This is a genomic window from Streptomyces sp. NPDC052023, assembly GCF_044548465.1.
Lineage (GTDB): Bacteria > Actinomycetota > Actinomycetes > Streptomycetales > Streptomycetaceae > Streptomyces.
Genome location: NZ_JBIUBW010000015.1, coordinates 114,906 through 134,229 on the forward strand (window position 1 = coordinate 114,906; position 19,324 = coordinate 134,229).

Below are 19,324 nucleotides of genomic sequence, written 5' to 3' on the forward strand. Positions count from 1 at the left end.
CCCACGACCCGCGCCCGGGACGGCAGCCCCGCCGGTCAATGCACCTGAGCGCCCCGGGCGAAGAAGGCCGCGGTGCGTTGCGTGAACCACTTCGGGTCGTCCACCCACGGATAGTGCCCCGCGCCCGGCTGGACGGCCACCTCGGCGTGCGGGAAGACCTCCGCCGTGCGGTGGGCCAGGCCGGGCCGTGGGCCGCCGTCGAGTTCGCCCGCGTACACGAGGACCGGGGCGTCCAGTGCCGCAAGCGCGGCGCGGGTCGCGGGTGCGTCGAAGGCGCCCTCGGAGCCGTACCGCCCGGCCGCCTCGTCGTTGCTCTCCTGCTCGTCCCGCTCGGCGTGCGCGGCGGCGGCCTCGTCCCAGCGCCCGTAGAAGAACGGTATGAACCTCGGGTCGAAGTCGCCGCCCTGGCGCAGCCACTTCTCGAACGCCGGGAACGCCTCCGCGAACCAGGGCTGACCCTCCCGCAGTCGCGCGGCGGCCAGCCGGTCCTCGGTCGTCGCCGGCATGTCCAGCGCCCAGGGGGTCGCGGTGATCAGCGCGAGCCGTGCCACCCGGCCGGGGTGGCGGGCGGCGTACAGCATGGCGAGGCTGCCGCCCGCCGAGTGGGCGAGCAGGTCCATCCGCTCCAGACCGAGGTGGACGCGCAGCGCCTCCACGTCGTCGACGAGGCGGTCGCATCGGTAGGTCGCCGGGTCGGCAGGCACCTCCGAGTCGCCGGTGCCGCGCAGATCGAGCAGGACCAGCCGGCGGTGGGCGGCGAGGCCGCCCAGGTCACCGAGATAGGTGGAGCGCCGCATGGGGCCGCCCGGCAGAACGACCAGCGGCGCGCCGTCACCGCGCAGATGGTAGGCGAGCCGGGTGCCGTCAGGGGCGAGGAAAGTGGGCATGGCGAGCATCCTCGACGCCCGGCGACGGCCCGCGCAACGGACTTCCGCCCGCCGCAGAAAGTGCGGGCCGGGGCCTTGCTTCCGCCGGGGCGGACTGGATTACTGATCCACAACACCTCGACCGAATGATCGGTCGTCCGAGATGCTGCGGTTGGTAAGGAGAGGTCCCATGGCGAGGACGACGGACCTGCTGGACGCGGGGGAACGACTGGGCCCGCAGGAACTGCGGGCGGTGCAGCTGGAGCGGCTGCGGGCACAGTTGCGGCACGCCTACGACAACGTGCCCTTCTACCGGGAGTCCTTCGACAAGGCGGGCGTCCACCCCGACGACTGCCGCTCCCTCGCCGGCCTCGCCCGCTTCCCGTTCACCACCAAGGCCGACCTGCGGGAGCACTACCCGTACGGGATGTTCGCCGTGCCCCGGGAGCGCATCCGCCGGATCCACGCGTCGAGCGGTACCACCGGGCGCCCGACCGTCGTCGGCTACACGGACAACGATCTGTCGATGTGGGCCGACATGGTGGCCCGTTCGATGCGGGCGGCGGGCGCGCGGCCCGGCGACACCGTGCATGTGGCTTACGGCTACGGCCTGTTCACCGGCGGACTGGGCGCGCACTACGGTGCCGAGCGGCTCGGCTGTACGGTGATCCCGGCATCCGGCGGCATGACGGCCCGTCAGGTGCAGCTGATCCAGGACCTGAAGCCCGGCGTCATCATGGTGACACCGTCCTACATGCTGACGCTGCTGGACGAGTTCGAGCGCCAGGGTGTCGACCCGAGGGGCACCTCGCTCCGGGTGGGCATCTTCGGTGCCGAACCCTGGACGGAGGGGATGCGGCGGGAGATCGAGGAGCGGTTCGCGATCGACGCCGTGGACATATACGGGCTCTCCGAGGTGATCGGCCCGGGAGTCGCCCAGGAGTGCGGGGACACCAAGGACGGTCTGCATGTGCACGAGGACCACTTCTACCCGGAGATCGTCGATCCGGTCACCGGTGAGGTGCTGCCCGACGGCGAACGGGGCGAGCTGGTCTTCACCTCGCTCACCAAGGAGGCCATGCCCGTGATCCGCTACCGGACCCGGGACCTGACGCGGCTGCTGCCGGGCACGGCACGCGTCTTCCGCCGGATGGAGAAGATCACCGGCCGGAGCGACGACATGGTGATCCTGCGCGGCGTGAACCTCTTCCCCACCCAGATCGAGGAGATCGTGCTCCGCACCCCCGGGGTGGCCCCGCACTTCCAGCTGCGTCTCACCCGGGAGGGCAGGCTCGACGCCCTGACCGTCCGGGCCGAGGCCCGTCCGGACGCCACCGCCGGGACCCGCGACGACGCGGCCCGGGCCATCGCGGCCGCCGTGAAGGACGGCATCGGCGTGTCCGTGACGGTGGAGATCGTCGAACCGGAGTCCCTCGAGCGGTCCGTGGGCAAGATCAGGCGGATCGTGGATCTGCGTCCGCGCTGACCTGTCCGTCGCCGAACCGGTCCCGCAGCTCCCGCTTGAGGATCTTGCCGCTGGCGTTGCGCGGCAGCGCGTCCACGAACACCACCCGCTTCGGCGCCTTGAAGTGGGGAAGCCTCTCGCGCGCGTGGGCGATCAGGTCCTGCGGGGTCACCTCGCCGCGCGGGACGACGAAGGCGGTGATCGCCTCGATCCACTTCTCGTCGGGCAGACCGACGACGGCGACCTCGGCGACGGCTTCATGGGTGTAGAGGGCGTCCTCGACCTGCCGTGAGGCGACGACCACGCCACCGGAGTTGATGACGTCCTTCACCCGGTCCACGATCGTGAGGTAGCCCTCCGCGTCCCGCACCGCGAGGTCTCCGGAGTGGAACCAGCCGTCGCGGAAGGCCTCGGCGGTCTCCTCCGGCTTGCCCCAGTAGCCTTCGCACAACTGCGGTGAGCGGTAGACGATCTCGCCGGGTGTGCCGTCGGGCACGTCCTTGCCGTCCTCGCCGACGACCCGGGCGTCCACGAAGAGCACCGTCCGGCCGCAGGAGGCCGGACGGGCCGTGTGCTCGCCGGGTGTGAGGACCGTGGCCAGGGGGCCGATCTCGCTCTGGCCGAAGCAGTTGTAGAACGCCAGCCCCGGCAACCGCTCGCGCAGCCGTTGCAGGACGGGGACCGGCATGATCGACGCCCCGTAGTACGCCTTGCGCAGCCCGCTCAGGTCACGGGTGGCGAAGTCGGCCCGGTTCGCCAGGCCGATCCACACGGTGGGCGGAGCGAACAGGCTGTCCACGCGCCCGGCTTCGATCAGGTCGAAGAGCTGGTCGCCGTCCGGGGCGTCCAGGATGACGTTCGTCGCGCCGACCGCGAGATACGGCAGCAGGAAGACGTGCATCTGCGCCGAGTGGTACAGCGGCAGCGCGTGCACCGGCCGGTCGCCCGCGCCGAGGTCGAGGGCGGTGATCGCACTGAGGTACTCGTGCACGAGGGCGCGATGCGTCATCATCGCGCCCTTGGGCAGCGCTGTCGTGCCCGAGGTGAAGAGCAACTGCGTCAGGTCCTCGGCGCGCGGATCCGGGCCGTCGTAGGGCGTCGTGGACGGCAGGCGGGCGAGCAGCGAGTCGCCTGCGTCCCGCAGCGGCAGCGTCCGTACGCCCTGCGGGAGTCGGCCCGCCAGGTCCGGGTCGGCGAGGACCAGCCCGCTGCCCGACTGCTCGACGATGTACGTCAGGTCGTCGCCGGTCAGGTTCTGGTTGACCGGCACGTGCACCAGGCCCGCGCGGGCGCAGGCGAGGAAACCGATGAGGTAGGCGTCGGAGTTGTGGCCGTAGGCGCCGACCCGGTCACCGGGGGCGAGGCCCTCACCGAGCAGGAGACCCGCCGCCCGGGAGACGGCGTCGTCGAGTTCCTCGTACGTCCAGCGGCGGTCGCGGTACTCGACCGCGACGCGCGCCGGGGTCCGGCGGGCGCTGCGCCGCAGCACCCCGTCAACCGTGCTGCCGTGTCCGGGCGTCATGACTGATGATCCTCGGTCCGCGTACGGCGGAGGTCAAGGGACCCGTCCGCGGCGGACATACCAGTTGGTACGCTCAACCGCTCCTTCCCTCAATGACGTTGGGAGGCACGATGCACATCCGCCTGAGACGATTCACCCTCATGGCAGTCGCCCTGCTCACCGCCGCCACCGCGCTGCCCGCCGCGGCCGCGCCGGCGCAGGGCCGTCCGGAGCGACACCCCTCGCACGGCGGCCTGTCGGCCGTCATCCGCTACACCGAGTACGGCGTTGCGCACATCCTCGCGCGCGGCTACGCGGACCTCGGCTTCGGCACCGGCTGGGCGCAGGCCGCCGACCAGGTGTGCACGCTGGCCGACGGCTTCGTGACGGTACGCGGCGAACGCGCGCGCCACTTCGGCGCCGACGCGCCGTCCGACCCGGCCCTCTCCTCGGCGGCCCGGAACCTCTCCAGCGACCTGTACTTCCGCGGGGTCCGCGAGGCGGGCACGGTGGAGCGGCTGCTCGCCACGCCTGAGCCGGCCGGGCCGAGCCGCGCCGCGAAGGACCTGATGAGGGGGTTCGCGGCCGGCTACAACGCATGGCTGAGGCAGAACCGGATCACCGACCCGGCCTGCCGGAACGCCTCCTGGGTACGGCCGGTCACCACCCTCGACGTCGCCGCGCGTGGCTACGCGCTCGCCGTGCTCGGCGGTCAGGGCCGGGGCGTGGACGGCATCACGGCCGCCCAGCCGCCCACCACGAGCACCGGGGTGGCGCCGGACGCCGAGCGCACCGCACGGGCCGCGCGGGAGCTGTTCGCCGCCGAGAGCGCTGACATGGGCTCCAACGCGGTCGCCTTCAGTGGTGCCACGACGGCCGGTGGACGTGGTCTGCTGCTCGGCAATCCGCACTACCCGTGGCAGGGCGGCCGCCGCTTCTGGCAGTCGCAGCAGACCATTCCCGGCCATCTCAACGTCTCCGGCGGATCGCTGCTCGGCACGGCCACCATCTCCATAGGCCACAACGCGCATGTGGCGTGGAGCCACACGGTGGCCACCGGGGTCACCCTCAACCTGCACCAGCTGACCCTGGATCCGGCCGACCCGACGGTCTACGTCGTCGACGGCCGGCGCGAGCGGATGACGCAACGTCATGTCACCGTCGCCGTCAAGGACGGGCCCGCGGTCACCCGGACGCAGTGGTGGACCCGGTATGGGCCGGTGGTCACCTCGCTCGGCGCCACGGTGCCGCTGCCGTGGACCAGTACGACGGCGTACGCGCTCAGCGATCCCAACGCGGCCAATCTGCGCGCCTCCGACACCGCACTCGGCTTCGGCCGGGCGCGCGGCACCGACGACGTCCTCGCCGCCCTGCGCCGCACGCAGGGCCTGCCGTGGGTGAACACGATCGCGGCCGACTCGGCAGGCCACACCCTCTTCACGCAGTCCCAGGTCCTGCCGCGCCTCACGGACGAGCTGACCGGGCGCTGCTCCACCCCGCTCGGCCAGGTGACCTACCCCTCGTCGGGGCTCGCGGTGCTGGACGGATCGCGCGGCGACTGCGCGCTCGGCCGGGACACCGACGCCGTGCAGCCGGGCATGTTCGGGCCGGGGAGGATGCCGGTGCTCAGGGACGCGCCGTACGCCGAGAACTCGAACGACAGTGCCTGGCTCGCCAACGCCGAGCGGCCGCTGACGGGGTACGAGCGGGTCTTCGGGAACATCGGCACGGCCCGCAGCCTGCGCACGCGCGGCGCGCTTCAGGACGTGGCGGCGATGGCCGGGCGTGGCCGTCTGACCGTGAGGGACCTCCAGGCACAGCAGTTCGCCAACCGGGCGCCTGCCGGGGACCTCGCCGCGGCGGACGCGGCGCGGGGGTGTGCCGCGCTGCCGGGTGGCACGGCGACCGGCAGCGACGGAAGGGCCGTCGACGTCTCCGAGGCGTGCCGGGTGCTGGGCAGCTGGGACCGCACCATGGACACCTCCAGCCGGGGCGCGCTGCTCTTCGACCGCTTCTGGCGGAAGCTGACGGCCACGGTCCCGGCCGCCCGGCTGTGGAAGGTGCCGTTCTCCGCCGCCGATCCGGTCGGCACCCCTCACACCCTGGACACAACGGCCCCCGGCTTCGCGACGGCCCTCGCGGACACGGTGGCCGAACTGCGGGCCGCGGGTATCGCGCCGGACTCCCGGCTCGGTGCGCACCAGGTGGTCGTACGGAACGGGCAGCGGATCGCGGTGCCCGGCGGTACCGAGTCGCTGGGTGTGTGGAACAAGATCGAGCCGGTGTGGGACCCGGCGGGCGGCGGGTACGCGGAGGTGTCGACGGGCTCCAGCTACATCCAGGCCGTGGGCTGGGACGGGAGTTCCTGCCCGGTGGCCCGGACCCTGCTGTCGTACTCCCAGTCCTCGAACCCGCGCTCCGCGCATCTCGCCGATCAGACGCGGCTGTTCTCCGGGGAGAGGTGGGTGACGTCCCGGTTCTGCGAGCGGGACATCTGGTCCTCGCCGGCGCTCCGGGTCGTGGTGGTGCGCGAGCGCCGCTGAGAGGCCGGTGGTGCCGCCCCTGGCGGGGCGAGCGCCCGGTCAGCGTGCGCGGCCCGCCGTGGACCCGTACATCAGCCGTCGCAGCACCGCTTCGGCGGGGCCGCGGCGGCCCGCGCGTTCCAGGGCGTACGCGCCGGCCACGGTGATCAGCCAGACGCCGGCCGCGAACAGTGCCATGCCGGCGCTGCCGAGGTGCGCGCCGAGCCCGAGGCCCCAGGCGGCCAGCACCGGGGCGAAGAGCAGGGAGTGGGCGAGGTAGCAGGACAGCGACCGCTTCCCCACGGCCGACACCGCGGCCACCGCCGTCGCACCGTGCCGGCGCTCGCGGCCGGTCCACCAGTGTGCGAAGAGCGCGACGGCGGCGACGTAGCCGAGTCCGGCGGCGTTGCCGGTGGCGTCGCGGAGGATGGTGAGCGCCCCCGACTCGCTCTGCGCGTCGGGCGGTACGTCCAGGGCGCCCACGTGGGCGAGCGCCGCGGGCAGGGCGCCGAGCCAGCCGGTCGCGATGCCGGCGACGGCGGTCCACCGCAGCAGGGTCCGGTGGCGGCCGGGCTCCTCCAGGACGCGGTGCCGCGCGGCCAGGAAGCCGAGCAGGAAGAGCCCGAACCCCCCGCCGACGAGCGACAGCGGCGCGGCAGCGAAGGTGACGAACAGGCCGGTCTCCAGCCGGATGCCCGCGGCGGCGAGCCAGTTCTCCTCGTCCGCCGCGTAGGCCTTGAAACCGGGCTCCGCCCCGGCGTCGCCCAGCGTGCCCAACTCGCCCCGCAGCAGCGCCGACACGACCGGCTCGGCGGAGGTGAGGAGCAGCAGGGCGACCGCGAGGCCGATCCACCACTTCAGGGCGCGGTCGCCGCGCCGCAGGAAGGCCACGCCGAGGACGAGGCTGAGCACGCCGTAGAAGCCGATGATGTCCCCCGCCATGAGCAGGCTGGAGTGGGCCAGGCCGACGGCGATCAGCCACAGGCTGCGCCGGCGCAGGATCCTCGCGGCGTCGCGCTCCGGGGTGCCGGCGGCGGTCTGCCGCAGGTAGAGCTGCGTCATGCCGTAGCCGAAGAGGAACGCGAAGAGCGGATAGACCCGCAGATCGAGCACGGTGATCATGGTGAACTGCACTGCGTGGTCGAGCCACGAGCCGTCCGCGGGCTGCCAGCCGGAGGGGCCACGCCGGGCCGTCCAGAGGTGGAAGGCCGTGTTGGACAGGACGATGCCCAGCAGCATGAACCCGCGGGCGAGGTCGGGGGCGAGTGCCCGTTCTGCGGGCCGCACGCCCCCGCGTCGCAGGCGGCTCTCCGTGGTCGTGGTCGTCATACGGCCACGCTAGGAGGGCGAGGCGGGGGCGAGGATCGGCCGAAGGTCGAGGGTGACCGGCCGAAGGATGACGTCCGCGCCGAGTCTGCCGGCCGGTCGGTCGGCCGCAGGCGACCGAGTGCGTCACATCGCCCGGGTCCGCCCCTCCCAGTAAGGCTCCCGCAGCCGCCGTTTGTACAGCTTGCCGTTGGGGTCGCGGGGCATCTCGCTGGTGAAGTCGACGCTCCTGGGGCGCTTGTAACCGGCGAGCCGGGCGGCGCAGTGGTCGAGGAGGGCGGCGGCGAGGGCGGGGCCGGGTTCGTGGCCGGGGGCCGGTTCGACGACGGCCTTCACCTCCTCGCCCCAGTCGTCGTGCGGGATGCCGAAGGCGGCGGCGTCGGCGACGGCGGGGTGGGCGAGCAGGGCGGACTCGATCTCGGCGGGGTAGATGTTGACGCCGCCGGAGATGATCAGGTCGATCTTGCGGTCCCGCAGGAACAGGTAGCCGTCCTCGTCGAGGAGGCCGAGGTCGCCGACGGTGAAGAAGTCGCCGATGCGGTTCTTCCGGGTCTTGTCGTCGTCCTTGTGGTAGGCGAAGCCGCCGGTGCTCATCTTCATGTAGACGGTGCCGAGTTCACCGGGGGGCAGCCGGTTGCCGTCGTCGTCGAAGACGGCGAGTTCACTGATCGGCCAGGCCTTGCCGACGGTACCGGGCTTCTTCAGCCAGTCCTCGGCGGTGGCGAAGGCGCCGCCGCCCTCGCTGGCCGCGTAGTACTCCTCGACGCAGTGCCCCCACCAGTCGATCATGGCGCGTTTGACGTGGTCCGGGCAGGGGGCGGCGCCGTGGATGGCGTGCCGCATGGAGGAGACGTCGTACGACCGGCGGACGTCCTCCGGGAGGGCCAGCAGCCGGTGGAACTGGGTCGGGACCATGTGCGTGTGCGTGCATCCGTGGGTGTCGATCAGGCGGAGCATCTCCTCGGGCGTCCATTTGTCCATGACGACGAGGCGGTGGCCGATGTGCAGCGAGGCGCCGGCGAACTGGAGCACCGCCGTGTGGTACAGCGGCGAGCAGACCAGGTGGACGTTGCCGTCGTGGGGCTTGATGCCGAAGATGCCGAGGAACCCGCCGAGGTAGGACTCCTCGGGGGGCTTGCCGGGCAGCGGGCGGCGGATGCCGCGGGGGCGTCCCGTGGTGCCCGAGGTGTAGTTCATCACCCAGCCGAGGGTGCGGCCGCCGGGCGGTGACTCCGGCCGTCCGTCGAGGAGTTCGGCGTACGGGCGGAAGCCCGCGGGTGTACCGACGGCGTACCGGTGACGGGACGGCAGGCCCGCCTCGTCGGCGGCCTGGCGGGCGGCGTCGGCGAACCGCTCGTGGGCGATGAGGACCTTGGCGCCGGAGTCGGCGACGATCCAGGCGATCTCGGGACCGACGAGGTGGTGGTTGACGGGGACCAGGTAGAACCCGGCCTGGGTGGCGGCCAGGTACGCCGTGAGGAACTCGGGCCCGTTGGGCAGCACGGCGGCGAAGGCGTCGCCGGGTTCCAGGCCGGCGGCTCGCAGCCCGTGCACCAGGCGATTGGCGGCGGCGTGCAGGCGCCCGGCGGTCCACTCCTCGCCGTCGGGTGCGACGAGGACGGTGCGCCCGGGATCGGCGCCTGCCTGGGCCCAGAAGCCGGTGGGGTGGTTCATGACGTGCCGCTCCTTCCCGCGATGCGGTTGATGCGGTCGACGGCCCGCTCGAAGCCGCGCGTGAGGTCGTCGAAGACGGCCTGGACGCTGCGCTCGCCGGTCATCCGGCCCACGATCTGGCCGACGGGCGTGCCGAGCAGGGGGTCGATCTCGTACTTCTGGATACGCGAGACGGCCTCGGCGACGAGCAGGCCCTGAAGGGGCATCGGCAGGGTGCCCGGTCCGGCGGGGTCGTCCCAGGCGTCGGTCCACTCGGTGCGCAACTGACGCGCGGGTTTGCCGGTCAGGGCGCGGGAGCGGACGGTGTCGCCGGAGGTGGCCGCGAGGAGTTTGCGGGTGAGGGCCGGGGAGTGGAGGTCGGCCTCGGTGGTGGTCAGCCAGATGGAGCCCGTCCACACACCCTGCGCGCCGAGCGCCAGCGCGGCGGCCACCTGTTCCCCGCTGCCGATGCCTCCGGCGGCCAGCACGGGCAGCGGGTCGACGGCCTCGACGACCTCGGGGGTGAGCACCATGGAGGCGATTTCGCCGGTGTGGCCGCCCGCCTCGTACCCCTGGGCGACGACGACGTCGATCCCGGCGTCCTTGTGCTTGCGTGCGTGCCGCGCGCTGCCCGCGAGCGCGGCGACCCGGACGCCGCGGTCGTGGGCGCGCCGGACGACGTCGGCGGGCGGTGAGCCCAGGGCGTTGGCGAGCAGCCGGATCGGGTAGTCGAAGGCGACGTCGAGCTGGGTGCGGGCGACCTGCTCCATCCAGCCGGTGATGCGCCAGCCGGCCGCCTCGCCTTCGGGTAGTTCGGGTACGCCGTACTTGGCGAGCGTCTCCTCGACGAACCGCCGGTGCCCCTGGGGGATCATCGCCTCCACGTCGGCCTCGCTGACGCCCTCGACCTTGGTGGCGGGCATCACGACGTCCAGGCCGTAGGGCCGCCCCTCGGCGTGGGCCTCGATCCAGTCGAGGTCGCGCCTGAGGTCGCCGGGTGCGGTGTAGCGGACCGCGCCGAGTACTCCGAAACCGCCGGCCCGGCTGAGGGCCGCGGCGACGGCGGGGAACGGCGTGAAGCCGAAAAGCGCGTGTTCTGCTCCCAGTTGCTTGCTCAGCTCCGTCTGCATGGGCGCAGGATGCCGCAGTCCTCCGGACGACGGAAGAGCTTTTCTGACACAGTGTCAGATCTGTCGGGCTCTCATCCGCGGACCGTACGCCCCATTGACACACCCCCGCCCCTGACAGGAAAGTTTCACTCCGCATGGTGGTCCTCGAAAGATACTTTCAGCCGGGTACGGGAGGGTCCTCGATGGGCGAAGAGATGGCGAACGGGTTCAGCCGCCGTCAACTGGGGTTCAGAGCACTTGCCTTGGGCGGCGCACTCACCCTCGCGCCCTTCCCGGCGGGACCGGCGGTGGCCGCCGCGCCCTCCGGCACCGGCCGCCCGACCCTGCGGCGCGGCTCGCCGGAGCGCGCCGGGCTGCTCGGCTCGCATCTGCGCCGGCTCGTCACCGACGCAGAGGCGTTCCTCGGCCCCTCCCCCAAGTACCCGTGGTACGCGGGGGCCGTGCTGCTCGCCGGGCGGGGCGGGACCGTGGCCCTGCACGAGCCGATCGGGACAGCCGTGCGGTACGCGGCGTACGACGAGAAGACCGACACCGCGGTCGAGCTGCCGGCCGAGCAGCAGATACCGATGGCCGAGGACACCGTCTTCGACCTCGCCTCGGTGTCCAAGCTGTTCACGTCGATCCTGGCCGTGCAGCAGATCGAGCGGGGCGCGCTGGAGCTGGAGGCACCGGTCGCCTCGTATCTGCCCGAGTTCGCGGGCGCCGGCAAGCAGGACGTCACGGTGCGGCAGCTGCTCACGCACACCTCGGGGTTCCGGGCGTGGATTCCGCTGTACGGCGCGCCGACGTACGAGGAGAAGCTGCGGCTCATCTGGAACGAGGCGCCGGTCAACGCGCCCGGAACCAGATATCTGTACTCGGACCTCAACCTGATCTCGCTTCAGCTGGTGCTGGAGAAGATCACCGGGCGCCGTCTGGACGCGCTGCTCCGGAAGGAGATCACCGCTCCACTCGGTATGCACCGCACTCGGTTCAATCCGCCGGCCTCCTGGAGACCGCGGATCGCGGCCACCGAGGACGCCCGCAAGCCGTGGTCCGGGCTGGACCGGGGGCTGGTGTGGGGCGAGGTGCACGACGAGAACGCGTACAGCCTCGGCGGGGTCGCCGGGCACGCCGGGATCTTCTCCTGCGCCTGGGACCTCGCCGTGCTCGGCCGGACCCTGCTGAACGGGGGCGCCTACGGCCGGGCGCGGATCCTGCGGCCGGAGTCGGTGGAGCTGATGTTCACCGACTTCAACACCGCTTTCCCCGGTGACGAGCACGGCCTGGGCTTCGAACTCCACCAGCACTGGTACATGGGCGCGATGGCCACCCCGCGCACCGCCGGCCACACCGGCTTCACCGGCACCTCCCTCGTCCTCGACCCGACGACCGACTCCTTCCTCGTGCTGCTGGGCAACTCGGTGCACCCGGTGCGAAGCTGGCGCTCCGGTTCGGCACCCCGGGTCGCCGCGGCGAACAATCTGGCGCGCGCCGTGGCCGTCCGCCCGGCGCGCGGCCGTACCGCCTGGTTCTCCGGGATGGCGAACTCGACGACCGCGACGCTCGCCCTGCCCGCGCTCGACACCTCCTCGGGCGGGGCATCGCTGCGTGGCGCGCTGTGGTGGGACACCGAACCGGGGTCCGACGGTCTGGTCCTGGAGTCCTCCACGGACGGCGGCGCGACCTGGCAGCCGGTTCCGTTCACCACGGTCCGGCGCGGCGAGGAACCCGAGGAGCACCCGGCCGGGCGGGTCACCGGCTGGTCGGGCCGCACCTGGCACCGGTTCACGGCGGCCCTGCCGCCCGCCCCGGGACTCACCCTGCGCTGGCGGTACACCACCGACCGGCTGTACGTCGGCCGTGGAGCGTACGTCGACGGCCTGCGGGCCGAGGCCGGCGGAGCCGTTCTCTTCGACGAGGCCCGGCCCGCGGACGCGGCACGGATCACGCCGACGGGGTGGACGGCCTCGAAGGACTGAACGGCGGTTGCGGCGGCGGGGTCCGCGGGGCTCGGCGGCGTGGTGCCCGTCCCGCAGCCGTACGGCACCACGGCGCCGGTCTCCGCGGGGCGGGCCTGCCGTGCGGATCGGCCCGGCCACCGTGTCCGGCGGCGGTGTCACCCCGCCGCACGAGGAACGCGCGCCCCGCCCCGGGCATCAAGCCGGGGCGAAAGTCACCGGGACGGGCCGGCACCGGCCTCCAGGACCGCCATCGCCGCGTTGTGCCCCGGCACCCCGCTCACCCCGCCGCCGCGCACGGCGCCCGCGCCGCAGAGCAGCACGTTGGGATGCCGGGTCTCCACTCCCCAGCGGCCGGTGCCCTCCTGGGCGTACGGCCAGGACAGCTCGCGGTGGAAGATGTTGCCGCCGGGCAGCCGCAGGTCACGCTCCAGGTCGAGCGGCGTTCTGGCCTCGATGCAGGGCCGCCCGTCGGCGTCGGTGGCCAGGCAGTCGGCGAGGGGCTCGGCGAGGTGGGCGTCGAGCTGCGCGAGGGTCGGTTTCAGCAGGGCGTCCCGGACCGCGTCGTTGTCCTGGGCGAAGAGCCGGGCAGGGGTGTGCAGACCGAACAGCGTGAGCGTCTGGTAGCCCTGCGCGGCCAGCTCCGGGGCGAGGATCGACGGGTCGGTCAGCGAGTGGCAGTAGATCTCGGAGGGCGGGGCGGCGGGGAGCTCCCCGGCGGCGGCCTGGGCGTGGGCGGTGGCCAGCTGCTCGTACCCCTCGGCGATGTGGAAGGTGCCGGCGAACGCCTCACGCGGGTCGACCGAGGTGTCACGCAGCCTCGGCAGCCGCTTCAGCAGCATGTTGACCTTGAGCTGGGCGCCCTCCGCGGGGGCGGGCGGGGTGTCCGCGGTGAGGGCGGCCAGCTCCTGCGGGGAGGCGTTCACGAGGACGTGCCGGGCGACGGCCACGCCCTCGCCGTCGTGGGTGCGGTAGGTGACCTCCGCGGTACGGCCGTCGGTGTCGATCCGCACGGCCTCGTGACCGGTGGCGACCACGGCGCCCGCTTCCCGCGCGGCGGCGCTCAGCGCGCCGGTCAGCGCGCCCATGCCGCCGACGGGGACGTCCCAGTCGCCCGTGCCACCGCCGATCACGTGGTAGAGGAAGCACCGGTTCTGGCGCAGCTCCCCGTCGTGCGCGTCGGCGAACGTGCCGATCAGCGCGTCGGTCAGCACCACGCCACGCACCAGGTCGTCGGCGAAGTGGTCCTCGACGGCCACGCCGATCGGCTCCTCGAAGAGCATCCGCCAGGCGTCCTCGTCGTCGATGCGCCGGCGCAGTTCGTCCCGCGTGGGCAGCGGCTCGGTCAGCGTGGGGAAGACCCGCTGGGCGACGCGGCCGGTCATGCCGTAGAAGCGCTGCCAGGACTCGTACTCGCGGTCGCCGCCCGTCAGCCGCGCGAAGGCCTCCCGGGTCCGGTCCTCGCCACCCCCGATCAGCAGCCCCGTCGGCCGGCCGTCGCGTTCGGCGGGGGTGTACGAGGAGATGGTGCGGGTGCGCAGCCGGAAGTCGAGGCCGAGGTCCCGCACGATCTTCTGCGGGAGCAGGCTGACCAGGTAGGAGTAGCGGGAGAGGCGGGCCTCGACGCCGGGGAACGGGCGGCTGGAGACGGCGGCACCGCCGGTGTGGTCGAGCCGTTCCAGCACCAGTACCGACCGTCCGGCGCGGGCCAGGTAGGCGGCGGCGACCAGGCCGTTGTGGCCGCCGCCGACGATGACGGTGTCGTACGCGCGGGATCCCTCGTGTGCAGGCATGTTTCTTGGTAACACGCGATGATCCCGCCCGGCCAGAGCGGGTCCGGCCCGGTCAGGTCTCGCGGGGGTCCTGTGGCCGGCGCAGCTCCGCCACCCTGCGGTACAGCTCCGCCGCCTCCTGCCCCCGGCCGAGCCGCTCCAGGCAGTGGGCCTCGTCGTTGCGGGCGGCGAGAGTGTCGGGGTGCACGGGGCCCAGGACGCGTTCGCGGGCGCCGGCGACCGCGCGGTGGCCGGCGAGTGCGTCGGCCCAGCGGCCCAGCCGGCCGAGACCGGCAGCGGCCTCGCGGCGGCTGATCAGGGTGTCGGGGTGGTCGGCGCCGAGGACACGCTCCCGGATCGCGCACACGTCCCGGGACTCGGCGAGAGCCTCTTGCCAGCGGCCGAGGCGGCCGAGGTTGACGCCGAGTCCGTGCCGGGCGCGCAGGGTCTCGGGGTGGTCGGGTCCGTGGACGCGGGTGCGGTCCTCGACCAGCTCGCGGTACAGCTCGAGGGCCTCCGCTCCGCGGCCCAGGCGGCCCAGGCTGATGCCGATCTCATGGCGTGCGGCGAGAGTGTCGGGATGGTCGGGGCCGAGCGCCCGGCCACGGGCCTCGGCGACCTCGCGGTAGGTGTCCAGCGCTTCCGGCCATCGTCCCAACTGGCCCAGCACATACCCCACTTCGAAGCGGGTCACCAGCGTGTCGGGATGGCCGGCGCCGAGCACCCGGGCGCGATCGTCGGCCACCTCGCGGGCCAGCCGGTACGAGTCCTCCAGGCGGCCGAGTCTGCTCAGGTTGAAGGCGAGGTTGTGGCGGCAGCGCAACGTGTCGGGGTGGTCGGCGCCCACGGTGCGCTCCCGCACGGCGAGCACCGACGTGTACCCCTGATGCGCCTCCAGGGGCCGCCCCAACTGGCCGAGCACATAAGCCATTTCCTGCCGGGCGGCGAGGGTGTCCGGGTGCTCCGGACCGAGCAGCCGCTCGCGGGCCCGGGCCACGTGCGTGTACTCACGCAGGGCGTCGGCCGCGCGGCCGGTGCGGCTGAGGGTGAAGGCGACCTCGTAGCGGCTGGCGAGGGTGTCGGGGTGGTCGGCGCCGAGGAGGTGCTCGCGCTCGGCGGCGACCGCGCGGTGCACCTCGCCCGCCTCGGACCAGCGGCCGAGCCGGGCCAGGCTGAGGCCCGCGTTGTGGCGTCCGACCAGGGTCGTGAGCGCCTCCTCGGCCGGCTCGGGAGGGACCGGCGGCACCGGACGGGGGGTGGGGCCGGTGACCGGGCGGGCGATCCACTCGCCGGTGAGGCCGTCGCCCGCGTCCGCCGGCGGGACGCGCAATGCCGCGCCGGCCGCCTTGTGGCCGGTGGTCATACCGCGCGTCCAGGACGGCAGCCGCGCCTCACGGGCTGCGGGCTCGACGGAGATCACGGTCGGGACGTACGCCGGGACGGCCCGGGTCGCGCCGATTCTCCGGCCCAGTTCGGTGGCGTCGCGCGGCCGTTGGCCGGGCAGCTTGGCGAGCAGGTCCAGGATGATCTGCTCCAGATCGGCGGGCAGATCGGCGCGGTGGGTGCGCGGCGGCTCCGGCGCGGTGTCGCGGTGGCCGACGAGGATCGCCCAGGCGTCGCCCAGGTCGAACGGCGGTACGCCGGTGGCGAGTTCGTACAGCACGCAGCCCAGGGAGTACAGGTCGCTGCGCTGGTCCACCTCGTCCCCGCTGATCTGCTCCGGCGACATGTAGTGCGGGGTGCCCATGGCGACGCCGGTGCCGGTCAGGCGGGAGGTGAAACCGATGTCCGCGCCCAGGCGGGCGATGCCGAAGTCGCAGATCTTCACCGTGCCGTCGGTGAGCCGCACCATGTTGGCGGGCTTCAGGTCGCGGTGCACGATGCCCTGCTGGTGGGTGTAGGCGAGGGCCGCGGAGACCTGCTCGGCGATGTCGACGATGTCGGGGACCGGCAGCGGACGGCGCTTGTTGTCCTCCAGCACCTGGCTGAGATTGCGGCCCTGGAGCAACTCCATCACCAGGTACAGCACCCCGTCGGACTCGCCGAAGTCGTGGACGACGGTCACCCCGCGGTGCTGCAGCGCGGCGGCCACGCGGGCCTCACGGCGGAACCTCTCCCGCAGCACGCGGACGAACGACTCCCCGTGGTGCGGGCCGAGGGGCCTGAGGCACTTCACAGCGACGTGCCGGCCGAGCGACTCGTCACGTGCCCGCCACACCTCGCCCATGCCGCCGCGGCCTATCGGATCCAGCAGCCGGTACCGGCCCTGGATCAGCCTGGTCTCCCCCATCGCGTGCCGTCGCCCCCGTCACTGTGAGCCTCGCCCTCCCCTGGCCCGTCCAGTATGGCGACCTACGGTTCGAGTTTGTACGGCGCCGGGCGGGCGGCCGGCCCCAGCCGGGCCATGGCGCGCAGGATGTGCCGGGGCGGAAGTTGCCAGCGCACATGCGCGGGGACGGCGCGCAGCAGGGTGCCGGTGCGGCGCAGGCGCCGGGTGACGACGTCGGGTGCGGGGGCCGGACGGCCGTACAACTCGTGGGCGTACGACGGCAGCGAGGCGTACGCCAGCCCGGCGACCCGGCTCCACACCAGCTCGCGCAGGGGTGCCAGGGCGGGGGGTACCGGCGGGCGGCGCAGGAAGGCGTCGACGTCCCTGGCCTCGGGTCCGGCGGCGAGTTCGGGCCGGACCTCTTCGAAGTAGGCGGCCAGCTCCGCCCGGTCCGCCGGTACGCCGGCGGGGTCGAGGCCGACCAGGCGGGCGCCGACCCGCTGTTCGCGTATGTAGCGGTCGGCCTGGGCGCCGGTGAGCGGGTAGCCGGAGCGGCGCAGCACGTGCAGATAGGAGTCGATCTCGGCGCAGTGCACCCACAGCAGCAGACGGGGATCGTCCACCGGGTACTCCTCGCCGGTCTCCGGGTCGGTTGCCCGCAGCATGCTGTGGATCTTCCGGACGCGGGCGCCCGCGCGCTCGGCGGCGTCGGTGGTGCCGTACGTCGTGGTGCCGACGAAGTTCGCGGTGCGCATCAGGCGGCCCCAGGCGTCACGCCGGAAGTCGCTGTTCTGCACGACGCCGCGTACCGCGCCCGGGTGCAGCGCCTGGAGGTGGAGGGCGCGGATGCCCGCGATCCACATCATCGGGTCGCCGTGCATCTGCCAGGTCACGGAAGCGGGTGTGAACAGTCCCGGATCACCCGCCGGGCGGCCTGACGGCGCCGGGACCAGGGCCCGACGTCCGGCGCCCCCACCCCCTTCACGTGTGGCCAACGAGCTCACCCCGCCCGGAATCCGTCGTCGCAGCACCGTCTCCCCCACTCTCCCTCAGCTCGCAGCGGTACGACAGCTCCGGCGCCGCACGGCGAGGGCAGGGTCGCGCGAGGCTGCCGCATGCAACGCCACGGCATCCGGTGCAGGCTGGCAGTGGAGGAGACGCAGCACTTTCCCCGGCCGCCCGACGGCCCCGGCAGGAGGGAGTCGCGATGGAGATCGCAGGCTCGGTCGCCCTGGTGACCGGCGCGAACCGTGGCATCGGCCGGGCGTTCGCCCGTGCCCTGATCGAACGGGGGGCGTCCAAGGTCTACGCCGGTGCCCGCGATCCGGCGGGCGTGGCCGACGAGGACCTGACCTCGCTGCGGCTGGATGTCACCGAGCCGGAGCAGGTCGCGGCGGCAGCCGACGCCGCGGGCGACGTCACCATCGTGATCAACAACGCGGGCGTGGGCGGTTTCGGCACCGAGCTGCTGACGGGCTCCCTGGACGACGCCCGCCAGGCGATGGAGATCAACTACTTCGGCACCTGGGCCGTCTCCCGCGCCTTCGCGCCCGTGCTGGCCCGCAACGGTGGCGGCGCGCTGGTGAACATGCTCTCCGCCGCCTCCTGGATCCCACGGCCGGAGTACCCCGGCTACGCGGCTTCCAAGGCGGCGCAGTGGTCGCTCACGGGCTCGCTGCGGGAGGGCCTGCGCACCCAGGGGACGCTCGTGGTCGGTGTGCACGCCGGTTTCGTGGAGACGGACCTCAGCTCCTTCACGGACGCGCCGAAGATCAGCGCGGCCGATGTCGCGGAGCAGACCCTGGACGCCGTGGCGAACGACCGGGTCGAGGTCCTCGCTGACGAGCGGACCAGGCAGATCAAGCAGGAGCTGTCGCGACCGCTCGACCCGTGAGCGGGTACCGGCCCCGCCCGGCCGCGGCGCGCGAGGACCGATTCCCGCCGAACGTTCCTGCCGCCACTGCGGAGGAGGACTCATGACTGCCGAGCCATCGGCCGCCCACCACCAGCGGGACCCGGCGCTGTCCGGACAGACCCTGGTCGTGATCGGCGGCAGCGCGGGCATCGGGCTGGCGACCGCCGGACACGCCCGGGCCGAGGGAGCGGTGGTGATTCTCACCGGCCGGGACCCCGAGCGGTTGCGCGCGGCGGCCGACGAGGTCGACGCGCTCAGCACCGCCGCCTTCGACGCCGGTGACCCGGCGCAACTGCGGCAGTTCTTCCAGGAACTGCCGGGGCAGGTCGACCACGTGATGGTCACCGCCGGCCATCCGACCTACGGACGCGCGCTGGACCTGGACGACGACGAGGCACGCCGGGCGATCACCGGGCACATGCTGCTCGCCATCGAGGTCGCGCGCCACGCCGCGGACAGGGTACGACCGGGCGGCACGCTGCTGTTCATGGGCGGCACCGGGGCGCGGCGGGTCCGAGCCGGCCTCGGGATCGCACCGGCGCTCACCGCCGCCCTGCCCGCGCTCACCGCCAGTCTCGCCCTCGAAGTCGCGCCCGTCCGGGTCAACCTGATCGCCGCGGGGTTCGTTGACACACCGCTGTCGGCCAGGCTGCTCGGCGAGGACCTCGACGCCCGCCGCGAGGAACTGCGCTCCACACTCCCGATCGGCCGCGTCGTCGGACCGGACGACGTGGCGGCACTCGCCGTTCACCTGATGACGAACACGGCCCTGACCGGCGCGACCTACGACATCGACGGCGGACAGCAGCTGGTCGGCTGAGGGCGCACACTGCCGGTCGCTGGAGCGGATGGGGAGTACGAATCCGCCCAGGCCACTTAGGCCTTGGCTGCCAGTGACAGAAGGTCGGCACTCTCGGGCTCGGCGAGCTGTAAGGCTTCCCCTCGCGAGTCGGCGGCACGTTGGG

13 protein-coding genes are annotated in these 19,324 nt (G+C 73.2%); 5 read left to right on the forward strand and 8 right to left on the reverse strand.

The window, feature by feature from the left end:
- Positions 1–35: 35 nt before the first annotated feature.
- Positions 36–887, reverse strand: a complete 852-nt coding sequence (locus ACIHCM_RS26600) for an alpha/beta fold hydrolase (protein ID WP_399900645.1) — start codon at positions 885–887, stop codon at positions 36–38.
- A 169-nt stretch (positions 888–1,056) separates the two neighbouring features.
- Between ACIHCM_RS26600 and paaK the strand changes: the two genes are divergently transcribed.
- Positions 1,057–2,352, forward strand: a complete 1,296-nt coding sequence (paaK, locus tag ACIHCM_RS26605; protein ID WP_399900649.1) for a phenylacetate--CoA ligase PaaK — start codon at positions 1,057–1,059, stop codon at positions 2,350–2,352.
- Here the strand turns inward: paaK and ACIHCM_RS26610 are convergent.
- Positions 2,321–3,853, reverse strand: coding sequence for an acyl-CoA synthetase (locus tag ACIHCM_RS26610; RefSeq protein WP_399900652.1), 1,533 nt, complete (start codon positions 3,851–3,853; stop codon positions 2,321–2,323). The genes paaK and ACIHCM_RS26610 overlap by 32 nt on opposite strands.
- Positions 3,854–3,963: 110 nt before the next feature.
- Between ACIHCM_RS26610 and ACIHCM_RS26615 the strand changes: the two genes are divergently transcribed.
- Positions 3,964–6,375, forward strand: a complete 2,412-nt coding sequence (locus ACIHCM_RS26615) for a penicillin acylase family protein (RefSeq protein WP_399900655.1) — start codon at positions 3,964–3,966, stop codon at positions 6,373–6,375.
- Positions 6,376–6,414: 39 nt separating this feature from the next.
- Here ACIHCM_RS26615 and ACIHCM_RS26620 read toward each other — a convergent pair whose 3' ends face one another.
- From ACIHCM_RS26620 to ACIHCM_RS26630, 3 genes are all read right to left on the reverse strand, one after another.
- Positions 6,415–7,683, reverse strand: coding sequence for a DUF418 domain-containing protein (locus ACIHCM_RS26620; protein ID WP_399900658.1), 1,269 nt, complete (start codon positions 7,681–7,683; stop codon positions 6,415–6,417).
- Positions 7,684–7,806: 123 nt separating this feature from the next.
- Complete coding sequence (locus ACIHCM_RS26625) at positions 7,807–9,354, reverse strand: acyl-CoA synthetase (protein ID WP_399900661.1); 1,548 nt, start codon at positions 9,352–9,354, stop codon at positions 7,807–7,809.
- Positions 9,351–10,463 (reverse strand): nitronate monooxygenase, encoded by a 1,113-nt coding sequence (locus ACIHCM_RS26630; RefSeq protein WP_399900664.1) that lies wholly within the window; start codon positions 10,461–10,463, stop codon positions 9,351–9,353. The genes ACIHCM_RS26625 and ACIHCM_RS26630 overlap by 4 nt, the downstream gene beginning before the upstream one ends.
- A gap of 182 nt (positions 10,464–10,645) precedes the next feature.
- Between ACIHCM_RS26630 and ACIHCM_RS26635 the strand changes: the two genes are divergently transcribed.
- Complete coding sequence (locus tag ACIHCM_RS26635; RefSeq protein WP_399900667.1) at positions 10,646–12,424, forward strand: serine hydrolase; 1,779 nt, start codon at positions 10,646–10,648, stop codon at positions 12,422–12,424.
- Positions 12,425–12,618: 194 nt separating this feature from the next.
- Here ACIHCM_RS26635 and ACIHCM_RS26640 read toward each other — a convergent pair whose 3' ends face one another.
- From ACIHCM_RS26640 to ACIHCM_RS26650, 3 genes are all read right to left on the reverse strand, one after another.
- Entirely contained in the window at positions 12,619–14,196 is a 1,578-nt protein-coding gene (locus ACIHCM_RS26640) for a phytoene desaturase family protein (protein ID WP_399900670.1), read from the reverse strand.
- A gap of 52 nt (positions 14,197–14,248) precedes the next feature.
- Positions 14,249–16,465, reverse strand: coding sequence for a tetratricopeptide repeat protein (locus ACIHCM_RS26645; protein WP_399900673.1), 2,217 nt, complete (start codon positions 16,463–16,465; stop codon positions 14,249–14,251).
- A 62-nt stretch (positions 16,466–16,527) separates the two neighbouring features.
- Positions 16,528–17,325 carry an oxygenase MpaB family protein gene (locus tag ACIHCM_RS26650; RefSeq protein WP_399900856.1) on the reverse strand — a complete coding sequence of 266 codons (798 nt, stop codon included), beginning with the start codon at positions 17,323–17,325 and terminating at the stop codon, positions 16,528–16,530.
- Between the two features lie 326 nt (positions 17,326–17,651).
- Here ACIHCM_RS26650 and ACIHCM_RS26655 point away from each other — a divergent pair, with 326 nt between their 5' ends.
- Together ACIHCM_RS26655 and ACIHCM_RS26660 are read left to right on the forward strand one after the other, a co-directional pair.
- A complete protein-coding gene (locus ACIHCM_RS26655; protein WP_399900676.1) occupies positions 17,652–18,338 on the forward strand; it encodes an SDR family oxidoreductase in 687 nt (228 codons plus the stop codon).
- Between the two features lie 82 nt (positions 18,339–18,420).
- Complete coding sequence (locus ACIHCM_RS26660; RefSeq protein ID WP_399900678.1) at positions 18,421–19,179, forward strand: SDR family oxidoreductase; 759 nt, start codon at positions 18,421–18,423, stop codon at positions 19,177–19,179.
- Positions 19,180–19,324: the final 145 nt, after the last annotated feature.

What these genes read in the sequence shown, in the direction of transcription:
- paaK (WP_399900649.1), top strand. Translation starts at nt 1,057, where the DNA reads ATGGCGAGGACGACGGACCTGCTGGACGCGGGGGAACGACTGGGCCCG.
- ACIHCM_RS26635 (WP_399900667.1), top strand. Translation starts at nt 10,646, where the DNA reads ATGGGCGAAGAGATGGCGAACGGGTTCAGCCGCCGTCAACTGGGGTTC.
- ACIHCM_RS26620 (WP_399900658.1), bottom strand. Translation starts at nt 7,683, where the DNA reads ATGACGACCACGACCACGGAGAGCCGCCTGCGACGCGGGGGCGTGCGG.
- ACIHCM_RS26630 (WP_399900664.1), bottom strand. Translation starts at nt 10,463, where the DNA reads ATGCAGACGGAGCTGAGCAAGCAACTGGGAGCAGAACACGCGCTTTTC.
- ACIHCM_RS26655 (WP_399900676.1), top strand. Translation starts at nt 17,652, where the DNA reads ATGGAGATCGCAGGCTCGGTCGCCCTGGTGACCGGCGCGAACCGTGGC.
- ACIHCM_RS26610 (WP_399900652.1), bottom strand. Translation starts at nt 3,853, where the DNA reads ATGACGCCCGGACACGGCAGCACGGTTGACGGGGTGCTGCGGCGCAGC.
- ACIHCM_RS26640 (WP_399900670.1), bottom strand. Translation starts at nt 14,196, where the DNA reads ATGCCTGCACACGAGGGATCCCGCGCGTACGACACCGTCATCGTCGGC.
- ACIHCM_RS26615 (WP_399900655.1), top strand. Translation starts at nt 3,964, where the DNA reads ATGCACATCCGCCTGAGACGATTCACCCTCATGGCAGTCGCCCTGCTC.
- ACIHCM_RS26660 (WP_399900678.1), top strand. Translation starts at nt 18,421, where the DNA reads ATGACTGCCGAGCCATCGGCCGCCCACCACCAGCGGGACCCGGCGCTG.
- ACIHCM_RS26600 (WP_399900645.1), bottom strand. Translation starts at nt 887, where the DNA reads ATGCCCACTTTCCTCGCCCCTGACGGCACCCGGCTCGCCTACCATCTG.
- ACIHCM_RS26645 (WP_399900673.1), bottom strand. Translation starts at nt 16,465, where the DNA reads ATGGGGGAGACCAGGCTGATCCAGGGCCGGTACCGGCTGCTGGATCCG.
- ACIHCM_RS26625 (WP_399900661.1), bottom strand. Translation starts at nt 9,354, where the DNA reads ATGAACCACCCCACCGGCTTCTGGGCCCAGGCAGGCGCCGATCCCGGG.
- ACIHCM_RS26650 (WP_399900856.1), bottom strand. Translation starts at nt 17,325, where the DNA reads ATGCACGGCGACCCGATGATGTGGATCGCGGGCATCCGCGCCCTCCAC.